This window comes from Halomonas litopenaei (assembly GCF_017303055.1).
GTDB lineage: Bacteria > Pseudomonadota > Gammaproteobacteria > Pseudomonadales > Halomonadaceae > Halomonas > Halomonas litopenaei_A.
This window is the reverse complement of sequence record NZ_JAEKJT010000001.1, coordinates 852,181-866,376: the sequence shown is the minus strand read 5'-3', so window position 1 is coordinate 866,376 and position 14,196 is coordinate 852,181. Positions and strand designations below refer to the sequence as shown.

10 protein-coding genes are annotated in these 14,196 nt (G+C 61.6%); 5 read left to right on the top strand and 5 right to left on the bottom strand.

Features of this window, described 5'->3' with window-relative positions; translation table 11 throughout:
- Nucleotides 1–334: 334 nt before the first annotated feature.
- The 4 genes from JF545_RS03700 (at nt 335) to JF545_RS03685 (ending at nt 6,183) form a co-directional block, all read left to right on the top strand.
- Nucleotides 335–1,543, top strand: a complete 1,209-nt coding sequence (locus tag JF545_RS03700) for a thiamine pyrophosphate-dependent dehydrogenase E1 component subunit alpha (protein WP_206939022.1) — start codon at nt 335–337, stop codon at nt 1,541–1,543.
- 1 nt (nt 1,544) lies between these two features.
- The gene (locus JF545_RS03695) at nt 1,545–2,522 is read left to right on the top strand and encodes an alpha-ketoacid dehydrogenase subunit beta (protein ID WP_206939020.1); all 978 of its coding nucleotides are present in this window, start codon (nt 1,545–1,547) and stop codon (nt 2,520–2,522) included.
- A gap of 23 nt (nt 2,523–2,545) precedes the next feature.
- A complete protein-coding gene (locus JF545_RS03690) occupies nt 2,546–4,204 on the top strand; it encodes a dihydrolipoyllysine-residue acetyltransferase (protein WP_206939019.1) in 1,659 nt (552 codons plus the stop codon).
- A gap of 74 nt (nt 4,205–4,278) precedes the next feature.
- Nucleotides 4,279–6,183, top strand: coding sequence for a protein kinase domain-containing protein (locus tag JF545_RS03685; protein ID WP_206939017.1), 1,905 nt, complete (start codon nt 4,279–4,281; stop codon nt 6,181–6,183).
- Here the strand turns inward: JF545_RS03685 and JF545_RS03680 are convergent.
- The 4 genes from JF545_RS03680 to JF545_RS03665 form a co-directional block, all read right to left on the bottom strand.
- On the bottom strand, nt 6,150–6,362 hold the full coding sequence (locus tag JF545_RS03680; RefSeq protein ID WP_206939008.1) for a ribbon-helix-helix protein, CopG family: 213 nt from the start codon (nt 6,360–6,362) through the stop codon (nt 6,150–6,152). The genes JF545_RS03685 and JF545_RS03680 overlap by 34 nt on opposite strands.
- A gap of 301 nt (nt 6,363–6,663) precedes the next feature.
- Nucleotides 6,664–7,350: a DNA-binding transcriptional regulator CsiR gene (csiR, locus tag JF545_RS03675; protein ID WP_206939004.1), complete on the bottom strand. Its 687-nt coding sequence runs from the start codon at nt 7,348–7,350 to the stop codon at nt 6,664–6,666.
- A 134-nt stretch (nt 7,351–7,484) separates the two neighbouring features.
- Nucleotides 7,485–9,197: a SulP family inorganic anion transporter gene (locus JF545_RS03670; RefSeq protein ID WP_206939003.1), complete on the bottom strand. Its 1,713-nt coding sequence runs from the start codon at nt 9,195–9,197 to the stop codon at nt 7,485–7,487.
- 80 nt (nt 9,198–9,277) lie between these two features.
- Nucleotides 9,278–10,390, bottom strand: a complete 1,113-nt coding sequence (locus JF545_RS03665) for an NAD(P)/FAD-dependent oxidoreductase (protein WP_206939002.1) — start codon at nt 10,388–10,390, stop codon at nt 9,278–9,280.
- 305 nt (nt 10,391–10,695) lie between these two features.
- Here JF545_RS03665 and JF545_RS03660 point away from each other — a divergent pair, with 305 nt between their 5' ends.
- Nucleotides 10,696–13,179, top strand: a complete 2,484-nt coding sequence (locus JF545_RS03660; RefSeq protein WP_206938999.1) for an EAL domain-containing protein — start codon at nt 10,696–10,698, stop codon at nt 13,177–13,179.
- Here the strand turns inward: JF545_RS03660 and rarD are convergent.
- A complete protein-coding gene (rarD, locus tag JF545_RS03655) occupies nt 13,155–14,057 on the bottom strand; it encodes an EamA family transporter RarD (RefSeq protein ID WP_206938997.1) in 903 nt (300 codons plus the stop codon). The two genes, JF545_RS03660 and rarD, sit on opposite strands and share 25 nt — an antisense overlap.
- Nucleotides 14,058–14,196 lie beyond the last annotated feature (139 nt).

Below are 14,196 nucleotides of genomic sequence, written 5' to 3'. Positions count from 1 at the left end.
CGCTCTACGCTCGTTAGACGTCTCCCTACCGTTCGAAGTTCTTCTTCTCCCGCTGGCGCACCGACGGCCTGCCTTGCAGGCTATTTGGACGGTGCGTCTGTTCGTAGGCTGCCGGAGCTATTGCTGAAGGTTGGGTGGTTACCAGCATGATGTTCTGGCTATCACGCTAGCGACCGCTGTTATCGCCTAGATTTTCGACCAAAGTCGTGGCTAGTCACGTGAATCAGTTTACGTTAACGTCAACAACGTGCGTTGACCCCACTATGGGCGATCCCCTGGTAGGGGGAAGAAATAACGACAACACTGCCCCCATAAGGGGCAAAGGAACAGCGCGATGACAACGACCGCACAAACGCACAGCCCGGACTTCCTGGCTGGCGACGAATACTCGATTGCGACCTATGCCGTTCTTTCTCAGGACGGCACCCTGTACGACGGCGCCGAAGGCCCGGCACTGGAGCGTGACCAGGCATTGCGTATCTATCGTGCCATGCTGGCCACGCGGGTTCTGGACGAGCGTATGTTGGCAGCTCAGCGCCAGGGACGCCTCAGCTTCTACATGCAATGCACCGGGGAAGAAGCCGCTGTCATCGGCAGCGCCGCGGCCCTGGATGACGCCGACATGATCATGGCCCAGTACCGCGAGCAGGGCGCTCTGATGTACCGAGGGTTCAGTTTTGATGAGTTCATGAATCAGCTGTTCGGTAACGAGCTGGACTATGGCAAGGGACGCCAGATGCCGATCCACTATGGGTCGCGCAAGCTGCACTACATGACCATCTCGTCGCCGCTGGCGACTCAGATCCCCCAAGCCACGGGTTTTGCCTATGGGCAAAAGTTGGCCGGCGATGGCCTGTGCACCATTGTCTATTTTGGTGAGGGTGCCGCGTCAGAGGGCGACTTCCACGCAGCCCTCAACATGGCTGCAGTGCATGAAGCGCCGGTCATCTTCTTTTGCCGCAATAACGGCTATGCCATCTCTACCCCATCCGTCGAACAGTTTGCCGCCGATGGGGTGGCACCTCGTGCGCTGGGTTATCGCATGCATGTGATCCGGGTCGATGGCAATGATGTGCTGGCGGTCTACCGGGCTACCGAGCTGGCCAGAAAGATCGCGGTGGAAGACAACAAGCCGGTATTGATCGAAGCCATGACCTACCGTCTGGCGGCCCACAGTTCTTCGGATGATCCCTCCGGCTACCGCTCGCGCAAGGAAGAGGACGCCTGGCGCGCCAAGGATCCTATCCGTCGCATGCAGCTGTGGCTCGAAGCCCAGGGCTGGTGGGACGAAGAGCAGGAGAAGGCGCTGCAGGACGAACTGCGGCGTGAGGTGCTCGACACCATGAAGCGCGCCGAGAAGCGGCCGCCACCTCCCATCGACTCGATGGTCACCGATGTATATGCCGATGTGACGCCTGCCTTGCAGCGTCAGCTTGATGAGTTGAAGCGGCACGTCCGTCGCTATCCCGATGCGTACCCCCGGGGAGCACGTTCCCTGGATCCTGCGTTAGGCCAGGATGATGACAGCCAGGGAGGAGACTGACATGCCTACCATCAACATGCTGCAGGCCATCAACCAGGCACTCGACATTGCCATGGCCGAAGACGACAACGTGTTGTGCTTCGGCGAGGACGTGGGAGGCTTTGGCGGGGTCTTCCGTGCCACCAGTCATTTGCAGGAAAAGTACGGCAAGGCGCGCTGCTTCAACACCCCGCTGGTCGAGCAGGGGATTATCGGCTTTGCCAACGGTCTCGCTGCCCAGGGCTCGGTGCCAGTGGCCGAAATCCAGTTCGCCGACTACATCTTTCCGGCGTTCGACCAGATAGTGAATGAAACGGCCAAGTTTCGCTTTCGTTCAGGGGACCTGTTCAATGTCGGTGGGATGACCATTCGGACTCCCTACGGCGGCGGCATTTCAGGCGGGCTCTATCACTCCCAGTCCCCTGAGGCTTATTTCGCCCACACCCCGGGGTTAAAGATTGTCGTACCCCGTAATCCCTATGAGGCCAAGGGACTGCTGCTGGCTGCGATCCGGGATCCGGATCCTGTGCTGTTCTTCGAGCCCAAGCGCCTGTATCGCGCCTCGACCGGTGACGTGCCTGAAGGCGATTATCAGCTGCCTATCGGGGAGGCTGAGGTAATCAAGGAGGGAGCCGACGTCACAGTGCTGGGCTGGGGCGCCCAGATGGAGGTCATCGAGCGTGCGGTCGAGATGGCAGAGAAGGAAGGCATCTCCTGTGAGGTCATTGACCTGCGCACCATTCTTCCCTGGGATGAGGACACGGTGGTCGAATCCGTGCTCAAGACCGGCCGGCTGGTGATTACCCATGAGGCGCCTCGCACCGGTGGTTTCGCCGGCGAGATTGCGGCGACGATCCAGGAGCGCTGCTTCCTCTATCTGGAGTCGCCGATTCGACGGGTGACCGGGCTGGATACGCCATTTCCGCTGATCCTGGAGAAAGAGTACCTGCCCGATCACTTGAAGATCTATGAAGCCATCACCGCCTCACTCCACTACTGAGACGGCGCCGGGAGAGTCACGAAATGACGGAATTCAAGCTTCCTGACATCGGCGAAGGGATCGTCGAGTGTGAGGTCATGGAGTGGAAGATCGCCGAGGGCGATCGCATCGAAGAGGATCAGCCGGTCGTCGAGGTCATGACCGACAAGGCGCTGGTGGAGATTACCGCTCCCGAGGCTGGCGTGGTCACTCGCCTGCATGTGGCAAAAGGGGAAATGGCGCGTGTTCATGCCCCGCTGTTTGCCTATCAGGGTGACTCGGAGGCTGCTGCTGGCGATGCCGACGAGGCGGGTGGCGATGCGCTCAATGGACAGCAGGACGCGGCCTGCTCCGCAGAGACTGCGCCTGCTGCCACAGCGTCGAACAGACGCCGGGTGGACTTTGTGCTGCCGGACATTGGTGAGGGCATCGTCGAATGTGAGGTGGTCGAATGGCACGTGGCCGTCGGTGACTCGATCTGTGAAGACCAGCGCCTGGTCGACGTCATGACCGACAAGGCCATGGTCGAGATCACCGCCCCCGAGGACGGTGTGGTCGAGGCGCTGTATGCAGAGAAGGGCGACATGGCGAAGGTACATGCGCCGCTGTTCGGGTATCTTGCCGATGGCGTGGAAGAAGGGCCTGCTGGGCCAGCCGCGCAGGCAGCTCCCGCTGACAGCGCCGAGTCCCGGCCCACCGCTGAGGGATCGAGCGCATCAGCAACCATCGCTGGCGCGGCCACTCGCGAGCAGCGCGCTCATGAAGCGCGGGGTGCTGGGCGCGGAGCCTTCGGCCGAGTGCCGGCCAGTCCGGCAGTGCGCAGGCTGGTGCGGGAGCACCAACTTCGTCTGGAAGAGGTGCCAGGCAGTGGTCGCGACGGTCGGGTGCTCAAGCATGATGTACTGGCCTTCCTGGAGCAGGGGCAGCAGGTGGACGACAAGCAACACCGTGACGCCTCGAATCAGCCCGTCCAAGCGGACCGCTCTGAGTCGTCGGCGGTGGAGCGCAGCGAGCCATTGCGCGGCGTGCGTGCAGCCATGGCAAAGCAGATGGTCACGGCGGCCAGCACGGTTCCCCATTTTCAGTATGGGGAGGAGATCGATGTCACCGAGCTTCTGGCGCTGCGTGAGAGGTTGAAACCTGTCGCGGAGAAGCAAGAGATACGGCTGACAGTGATGCCATTCTTCATCAAGGCGCTGGCGCTGGCATTGAAGGACTACCCGATTGTGCAGGCGAGACTTGATGATCAGGTCACCCAGATTCTTTACCCCAGCCAGTGCAATGTGGGCATGGCGGTAGATGGCAAGGCCGGCTTGATGGTACCGAACATCAAGGGCTGTGAACGCCTGACGCTGCTCGAGATTGCCGGTGAGGTACAGCGACTTACCTCCGCGGCGCGGGAAGGGCGCGTGTCCGCGTCAGATCTCAAGGGCGGGACCATCAGTATCTCCAACATTGGCGCGATCGGGGGCACCTATGCGGCGCCTATCATCAACGTACCCGAGTCTGCGATTGTTGCCATCGGCAAGACCCAGTGGCTACCGCGTTTTGATGCCGCGGGTAATGTGACGCGGCGCGCCATCATGACGGCGACCTGGGCGGGCGACCATCGCCTGCTTGACGGTGGCACCATTGCACGCTTCTGCAACGCCTGGAAGGGGTATCTTGAAGACCCTGAAAGCATGTTGCTGCACCTGGCCTGATCAGGTTCACTGTAGGCTACCTGGGGCCAGGCGTGAGGCGCGTCTGGCGCCTGGGGTAGGGTGGAGGAAGCACCATGGCCCCAGCACCGTTGCAGCAGTTCTACATTCCGGAAGATCAGTCCATCTACCTGTTGAGTCAGGACGATGCACGCAAGCTGAAGGAATGGGTCGCGCTGTGTCAGCAGCAGCTGGAGCAGCTGGGCTATCGACAGATCGAGCTGATCGGCAAGGGGGCCTACGGGTTTGTCTTCGCCGGCATCAGCGCCGAACAGCACCACTACGTCTTCAAGTTCACCCGGGTAACCTTGCCCCAGCACCTGCAGGACAGGCTGGAGGAAGAAGCCTTCATGCTTGAGCAGGTGGTCCATCCCCGAGTGCCTGCCCTGGTGGCCTATCAGCGGGTGCGTCATCAGCCCATCCTGGTGATGGAACGTGCACCAGGTATCAATCTCGAAGAAGTCTCGCTGCAACATGGGCGCCTGTCGCCGCGTCTGGTGATACGGATTGCCACTCAGCTGGCCGATATCCTGCGTGAGCTGCGACGGGAGACATCTCCCGCGGGGGCGCCACGGCGGCCAGTCGTGCATGGCGATATCAAACCCTCCAACCTGGTCTTCGATGCCCGCGACGAGACGGTGGCGCTGATCGACTGGGGCTCTTCGGTCTTTGCTCAGCTGGATGCCCGACGCCAGTTTGTCAGCGCCAATGTGATGGAACTGATGTCAGACAACCTGCAGCAGACCAATGCCCGTCTAGGCGACGTCTACTTCATCGGTGAAGAGCAGCTGGGAGGTGCCCTGTCATCGCCGCGATTTGACGAGCAGGGCGCCGCCGGGACCCTGTATGCGCTGGCGTCCGCACAATCCTGCCGGTTTGGTCATCGCGCTATTCCGGCGACCTCGTTGGGTCTTCCGATGGAGTTTGCCAGGACCCTGGATGGCATGCTCGACCCTGACCCAGAGGTCAGGCTCAAGGCGGGTGATCACTTTATCGCCGAGATGCCGCGGATGGGACGCCTGGTCATGCTGGAGCTCCCTTTGCCACAGGAATCACCGCTGGTGCCGGTGTGGAGTCGTCCCGCCCGACGGGAGATTGACACGGTGGTCTACAGCTCACGCAAGGCCTTTCTGCGGGAAGAGGGGGTCGAGGAGACCTTGGCCGACGTCAACGACGTCCAGCTTGACCGCTACTACCGTAATTTCATGCAGGGCATGGGGGAGACAGAGAAGGCGTTTCTGGCAGCGGTCAGCCGGCTGGGCAAATACCCTGTCGTGGGAGGACTCGCCGTTCGTTGGGAAGCGGATGGCGTCTACATCGACTCGTCGCTGAACGTACATGACCCGCAGGTGAAAGTGGCGTTCGTGGCCGCCGTCAACAACATGGTCACGCTGGCGCGCGCGATACACCGCCGGGGCATCTTTAAAAGCTGTCTGTTCAACGCAAGAGACACCTTGCATCTGGAACGCAGCTCTCCCGAACATCCTTTCGTGGTGGACCCGGGGCTTGCCCTGTCCTACGAGGTCAGTGCCGTCCCTGAGCTGGAGGATCGCTCTCGCCTGCACAGCTACTTTGAAGATGGTCCCGATCCTGAAGAGCTACTGGTGTTACCCGACGCCATCATCAGTTCGCTGCAGGCGCTCAATGATATTCATCACACCGGAATGATCATCTTCGAGGTGCTGCCTTCACACCTGAAAATTCATCATCACTACCGATTGCTGGATCCGTCGAGAGAGCAGCAGTTCAGGGACTGTCTGGAAGATATTGTGGATGCGGTGAAACTGATAGAAGGGTTGGGCATCTCAGGATTCATGAAGATGCCGTACAAGGATACCCGGTTCTTCCCCCATGTGGCCCGTCAGCCCGAACGCTACTATCCCCGAGACCCCCGTGCCGCTCTGGCGCGAGCGCAAGAGTCCCGGGAAAGGACGACGCTGGCGAAAGGTCAGGCGCCTAGCCCGCTTTCTCGCAGCAGTTGATCAATGGAGCGTTCGGCGCGCTCGCTGCCGGCGCCGTGCTGTGCCAGCTCTGCCTCAAGTACCTCGGCACCCTCGCTGACCAGACGCTCGATCAGAGCCGCCTTGGTCATGCCCGTGCGCTCTGCCAGTAGGTCCAGGCGAGCCTCCAGCTCCCGTGAAAATCTCAGTAAGTGGGGCATGATGTCTCTCCGGTGGCGACGCAAGCGTCATACATGTTCATGGAAAGCATAGGATTACCCGATGACACTGCGGTGACAAGCCCTAAGGAAACAATGAATGCCTGCACCGCCGATTCGCTGCGTTACGCGCTGCTCGAACTCCCCATCTCTACCGCCTAGGCTCCGGATTCTGCGCTGCGGGCGCCTTTCGCCGCTCAGCTGATGCACGCAGCGCGTCCCTAGCGATGATGGACCTTGCAGCCGCCGCTGTCTTCCTCACCTCCGAGGTAACAGCGCCGGCCCAGTCGGGGGGAGTCAGGGTTCAGCTCAGTCCACGTTTGGCCATCACGTCGGTGATGATGGGTACCGGGGTCATCAAATGGTCCCGCATCATCTGTCGCGCTTTCTGCGTGTGTCGTGACAGCACTGCCTCGGTCAGTGCTGCGTGCTCATCGCGTTTGGCGGCCAGGGCCTGGCTCGAGAAAACGGTCTCGCGCAGCCACAGGTGTCGATAGCGCTCTACCTGGTCGAACAGTGCTTCGCGCACCTGCATCAGGTGAGGTGAGTTGCAGCCGGCCACAATGGCACTGTGGTACGCCTTGTGGCGCTTGTCCCACAGATCCAGCAGCTCATCAGAGGAGCTGACGCTTTCCACCTTGGCCAGGGTATGGGCGGTGGCAATGATATTGGCTTCCCAGCGATCATCGCCACGCTGAATGGCCAGTTCGAGCATCAGTCCCTCAAGTTGGGCACGGGCGTCGTAGAGATCTGCCAGCTCCGCCAGGGACATGGGGGCTACGCGATAGCCGCGCTGGCTGATCGCCACCACCAGGCGATCAGCGACCAATTGGGAGAGCGCTTCCCGCAAGGGACCGACGCCCAGCTCATAACGCTCCTTGAGTCCCGCCATGAGGAGTTTTTCCCCGGGCGCGAAGGTGCCCCGAATAATGTCTTGCTTCAGCCAGCGGTAGGCGCTGATGGCGAGGTTCTGCTTGGGTGAGTCTTCCATCTCGTGGCCCGTCCATGTATCACGCCGCCATCTTACCTGAATGGCGCAGCGCTCGACATTCGCCTAAGGCCTTGGGTGTGCCGACGGGTTAGGCATTGGCCCGGGTGTCGTTCAGGGGGCTGGTTCAGAGTGTCTCAGTCTCGCGGGCGCCGCAGTTCGGACCAGGCCGCAAAGGTGCTGAGAAACACTCGCCCGGTCAGGGCATCGAGGAAGTCGGAATGCTTCAGACGGTCCATGACCGGCCCCTTGACCTCGGCCAGGTGCAGCGTGACCCGTGAGTCCTTGAGTCTGGCGTTGATGGCGTCAAGGCTCTCCAGCGCGGAAGCGTCGATCAGGTTGACGGCGGAACAGATCAGCACGACATCGCTGAGCTCCGGGCGTTGGGTCACCAGCGAGTAGAGCGTGTCCTCCAGATAACGTGCGTTGGCGAAGTACAGGCTCTCATCGACGCGAAACAGCGCCAGGTGACTGACAGTCTCGACCTCGTGACGGGTGACCGAGCGGAAGTGCTCGCTGCCGGGGATGCGCCCCACGATAGCGCTATGGGGCTTGCTGGTGCGATACAGGAACAAGGCGATGGACAGGCTGACCCCCGCGATGATGCCGGCCTCGACACCTTCCACCAGGGTCAGCAGCATGGTCACCGCCAACGCTGAAAAGTCGCTGCGTGAGTAGCGCCAGGTCTGTCGCAGCAGAGGGATATCTACCAAAGTGAGAATCGCCACGGTGATGGTCGCGGCAAGCGTTGCAATCGGCAGGTGCTCGAGCAGCGGCGTCAATGCCAGGGTCACCGTGCCAATGCCAAGCGCCGCAAACAGGCCAGCCATGGGCGTGCGGGCACCGGACTCCTGGTTGATGACCGTGCGTGACAGACCTCCCGTGACCGGCATGCCCGCACTGAAGGCAGCGGCCAGATTGGCTGCTCCCAGGCCGATCAATTCCTGGTTGGGTGCGATACGCTCACGGCGTTTGGCGGCCAGCATCTGGGCCATGGAGATCGATTCGACGAAGCCCACCACGCTGATCAGCATGGCGGGTACCAGCAACGCGTGCCATAGCGGCAGATCGATGTTCGGCATGGCGAGGGAGGGTAGGCCAGCGGGGATCTGACCTACGGTGGCGACCCCGTAACGGGCCAGGTCGAGCTGCCAGCTGAGGAGCGTCGTCACTACCACCGCCACCACCGGACCCGCCTTGACCAGTAACCTGGCCAGGCCCTCAGGTAGCCGCAGCGCGGTCAGGGCGGCCACGCCGTATCCGCGCATCAGCCATAGCGACAGCAGGGTCGAGGCGCCTACCGCCAGGGTCGGCCAGTTGATGTGATCCAACTGCTGTACCTGATGGGTGATCAGCGCCAATGCGGTGTAGCCGCCTGCATCAATGCCGAGCAAGTGCGACAGCTGGCTGATCGCGATCAGCAAGCCAGACGCCGACAGAAACCCTCCAATGACCGGGTGGCTCAGGAAATTAGCGAAGAAGCCAAGGCGCAGAAAGCCCATCAGCGTGAGCATGAGACCGGACAGCAGGGCCAGGACCAAGGCGGCTTCGACATACGCAGATGTCCCCTGGGTTGCCACATTGGACAGCGCCGCCCCCGTCATCAGAGCGATGATGGCGACCGGGCCAACGGCGAGAGAGCGACTGGTGCCGAGCATGGCGTAGGCCACCGCCGGCAGCAGGCTGGCGTAGAGTCCGACGACCGCGGGAAGTCCAGCCAAGATGGCATAGGCGAGTGACTGGGGAATCACCATGACAGTGACGATGACCCCTGCCAGGAGGTCGCTCCCACACAGTCGCGGCGAATAGTGTGGCAGCCAGGCCAGGATAGGAATGTAGCGCTTGAGCATGGGCAGATTGACGTCCTGGTCTTGGTGAAGTGGCGGCGTAGCGACTTGTCTGATCGACCCTCATCGGCCATGGCTATAGGTCACGCCGGGGACCTGGTCCGCCGCATGAACCCCATGTCCAGATGCCGCTTCCAGCGACTGGCGAGTCGTCCGCCCCACCAGTATGACCCGTAGAGAGCCAAGGCCTCGCCATGGCACAGGTTGATGATCGATAGTGCCCGCTTTGGGGGATGGTAACGCTTGAGTGGCTCCTCGGCGAGGCTGGCCAGCAGGTTGTGCGCGAGAATGGGTCCTTGTCGCACGCCGTGCACCCCAAGACGTGGCAGCGGCTGGTCGATGATGGCGGCGCAGTCGCCCGCGGCGAACTGGGTGGTGCTGCCGTCGATCCTCAGGTCAGCCGCTACCGCGATGCCGCGTCCCGCTAGAGTGGGGAGACCCAGATGGGCCAGGTTCTGGGGCGGAGCGAGGCCCCTGGCATCGATGATATCGCTGGCCTCGTCATCGACCAGCGGGGGCAGTGAGGTCGTCTCTGCGCGGGGATGGACCCGCAGCGTGATGGCGCGCCGATCGAGACAGTCACGGACATAGCGCTGTGCGCCCGCGGACGCCTGTGCCAGGGGGCCGTTACTGCGATGGTGCAGGTGAATGGGCAGCGCCATGTCGGCTACCCCGTGCCGGCGGGCTAGCGCCCTGGTCGCGCAGGCGACTTCAATGCCGCTGGCGCCAGCGCCGAGCACGTGAAGGCTCAGAGGCAGATGATGAAAGCGTCGCTCCAGGCTGCGCCGACACTGCAACAGCCGCGGTATCGGCTTGACTGGCCAATAGTGAGGTGAACCTTTCGTCGTCGAATGCACTGGCAGAGGAGCGAGAGGGGCCGAGCCCAGGTTAAGGCTGAGGTAGTCAAAGGATAGCCAGGAGCCATTGCTCATCATTCCTCGCTGTTGCTCATGGTCAAGTGCCACGAGCCTGGCACGTATGACGTCCACACCGTTCTGGCGGCAAAGCAGCGCGGGGTCGATACGGTCTTCCGAAGGCCTGTGGTCGCCGGCCAGCACCCCGCTGGCGAGACCTGAATACCAAAACCCACCTGGGTCCACCAAGGTGATGCGAAAACGCTTCAGCAGCGCGTTCTGTCTCAGCAGATAAAGGTGCGCGTGGCCGGCACCGACCAGCAGTAAATGGGGTAGGGGCATGGTAGGCAAGACTCCTGAGTGAGCTCAGATGGTGCGCAGTTGTGGGTACGACGTCAAAGTCTGATGCGAATGACGGCGTCACCCTTGGCCTTTCGGCTGACGGCTATCCCCTTTGATGATCAGCGTTACCTCGGATGAGAGTGCGAGATTGGTGGTCGTGGGCCCTAAGCTCATCACAGGGCACCACGAGCCGTCTTGTGTGGATAGGTCTTGTGTGGCTAGCCCCTCTCTCGCTGATCCTGTCGATGGACCGGCTCTAAGCAGGCCGCTCTGCTGCTTGCAGTGGACTAACGGAGTTTGTCTCCATGTCAGTCACCTCAGCAATGACGCGACCAGGGCGACGTCGGATCATGCTGTTGGTCATCCTGTGGGCGGCCGGGTTGCTGCTGGCGGTAAGTCCTGCCCCGTCACGCGCCAATGAGGCCGCGGGTGACGCCTCGCTGCTGCTGTTGACGTCCTATCATCAGGGGTATCGCTGGAACGACGATATCGTGGCCAGCGTGGAAGCACGCTTTGCTCACGAGACGGCGACGGCCGGCCGGTTCCAGGTGGAGTATCTTGATGCGCTGCGTCTGCCCGGGCACCTGGCCGATGAAGCGCTGTTAGCGAGACTGCAGCAGGCCAGTCTGGATCCCAGGGGGAGTCTGATTCTCACCGATGACCCGGCCATGGCCTTCTATCTTCGCTATAGAGACGCTCTACCATGGCCCGAAAAGGTGGTGGCATTGGGTTTGAACGATGACCTGCTCAGGGTCGAAGCCGAAGCTGCAGGCGTCAAGTCCTTGAAGTCCTATCCCGTCATGGCCCAGTCCCTGAACATGTTGGTGGATACCTTTGGCGCGCCATTGCACCTGATCTTGCTGGGGGAAAATACGGAGCACGCCTACAACGTCATTGATGACATGACCGAGGTGGTCGGCAGTGTGCGCGATGTCCAGCTGGTGGATGTCATCCACGGCTGGACGCCCGAGGTCGTCCTTGAGCGGCTTGCGCGCAGTCCGCCCGGGACACGGCTTTACATGCAGGGCGGGCGTGACTCCGGTTGGAACGAAGGGCCGGGCAGCACGGCGGAGCGGCTTGAGGCGCTGGCCCGACAGAAGGTACCCGTGTTCTGCCATTTTGCCTTTCAGATGGCGGTGGGGTGCGCCGGTGGCGCCATCCTTGATATCGAGTTCCTGGCCCACGCGGCGGTGGAAGTCGCGCTGACGCCAGCGTTTGAGCTGGTGCCCGCCAGCTCCTCGATCATGGCACAGCGCTATCTTATCCATGCACGCTGGTATCAGCTGTTCGATGGTAAGGAACATGTCGCCTTTCAATGGGTCGGTGTCAGGGGGCGTCTGGAACAGCTGACCCGCGGCTATCAGCAGGCGGTCGTGGGAATGGTGGCGGTCACCCTGACCGGCCTGCTGGTGGCGGTCATGCTGCTGCTGTCTCGCTTTTCATCGCTCAGGCGACGTCGCCGCCTGATGGTGGATGATCGTTTCCAGCTGCCCACGCGGATGGCCCTCGAATCAGACTATCAAGGCCCTCGCTGTGCAGAGATCGAATGGCTATTCCTGCTCGCTGCGCCAGAAGTGATCCGCTATCGGCGGCGCCTGGGCAACATGTGTCTCGAGGCACTGTTACGTTCCAGTCTGGATGCTCTTTCTGCGCACCTGCCCAAGGGCTGGCGCCTGTATATCGGAAAGGATGAGCGCATCATCGGTGCCATACCTGCACACGTTCACGGTCCGGACGTTGAGTCACAGCTCGATAGCTATCTGGCGCTGGTGTGCAAGCGACAGCAGGCGGCGAATGAAAAGGTGTTGCATTGGTATGCCTGTGTGACCCTGGTGCCTGCGCATATCAGTAACCTGAACGCCTGCCTGAGCGCCCTCGATGAGGGCATGCAACGGTTGGAAGCAGAAGGCTGGGTGCGCCCGATACTGCGGGTGGTGGCCGCTGGTCCCTACCAGGAAACCCATCTACGCTGGCTGTGCCGCCAGGTCGGTGTCTTGATCGAAGAACCCGACACCCAGTGGCGGCTGGTGGCTCAACCCAAACTGGCCCCGCCCAACCGCTCCCTGGTGGGGGTCGAGATGCTGATTCGGTGGCGACACCCCGAGGCCGGAGACATACCACCAGCGGACTTCTTGCCGGTCATTTTGATGCTGGGCTTGGCCGAGCGATTCGACCGCTGGGTGATCAAGCAAGCGCTGGACTGGCTCGCTTCATTGGTGGCCCCGACGGAGTGGTTGCACTGTGTCTCCGTCAACGTGCATCTCAGCAGCCTGCTGGCTGAAGACTTCCCTGACTACGTGTCACAGCAGCTGGCGCTACGCGGGATTGCACCCGAATGTCTGGAGCTTGAGTTGGTGGAACATGAAAATGTCGACGATGTCGAGCAGGTGCAGCGTCAGATGCTGGCGCTACGGGAGCGTGGCATTGGCATCGCCTTGGACGACTTTGGCTCAGGCTACACCGCGTTCAACTTGTTGCAGCGACTGCCGTTGACGTCGATCAAGCTGGACTACTCCTTGCTGCATGCCGCACGTCGCTTCGATCAAGCCCGTCAGGCCTATGCGGCCCTGGTCGGGCTTTGTCACCGCATGGAATTGTGCGTGGTGGCCGAGGGTGTCGAGACCATTGAAGATGCCAGTTGGCTGGTGATGCTAGGCGTCCAGGAAGGTCAGGGATACTTCTTTGCTCCGCCAATGGAATTGGGGGAAGTGGCAGACGTGTACGGCACCTGCCTGCAGCGTCCCTCGTCGGTCAACAGGCTAGCCTACCTGGTGGATCGACGGGGCTGAAACAGGCTTGAGCACGAGTAGAGCAATAGTGCGATCCAGATTAACGCGAAAGTCGTCAGCTGCGCCGGCACGATGGGTTCATGGAACACCCATAGCGCAATCAGGAACTGAAGCGTTGGGTTCAGGTACATCAAGAAGCCCAGGGTGCTCAGGGTCAGCCGTCTCGCCGCCCCGGCAAACGCCAGCAAGGGTAGGGCGGTCAACACACCGGAGGCGACCAGCAAGGCAGTCGTGTAGGGGGGAGCCGCAATGAGCTCAGGGATGAAGTGGCTTGGCTGCAGCGGCAGCAGCAGCAGCGCCAACGGCAGCAGCAGCAGGGTCTCGAGAAACAGCCCCGACAGGCCATCAAAGGCCAGCTGCTTGCGCAGCAAGCCATAGGTGCCAAACGAGGCGGCAAGACTCAGGCTCAGCCAGGGCAACGACCCCAACTGGAACAGCTGAAGTGAGATGGCGGCCACGGCCAGGGCGATGGCGACGCCCTGGACCAGCGTGATCCGCTCTTTCAGGACCAGTACCCCGAGCATCACATTGACCAGCGGCGTCATGAAATAGCCCAGGCTGGCCTGGAGGACCCGATGTGTCTCGACCGAGTAGATGTAAAGCCCCCAGTTAAGCCCGATCAACAGCGCGCAGGCCATCGCTGGCAGCCACTGGCGCGGCGCGTGGCGCAGTCGGGCGATGGCCCCCCAGCGCTTTAGCAGGGTAATGACCAGGGCCAGGAACAGGCACGACCAGATCACGCGATGGGCCAGGATCTCCAGCGCGCTGACCCCATCGAACAAGGCGAAGAACAGGGGGAAGGTGCCCCACATGCCGTAGGCGAGAAGCGCAAAACCGACACCCTGGAGTGATCCGGTAGCGGGGGAGAGTCCTTTCATCGAAAGAGCGTCCATAACACAGGATAGGGATCGATGCAGGGCGTGCATCGGCCAGCCACATTAGCACACTCTTGTCGGCGGCATGGTGGCTTTGGTCTCGGCGGCGATGTCGTTTAGTCTAGGCAGACGAACTTCACTG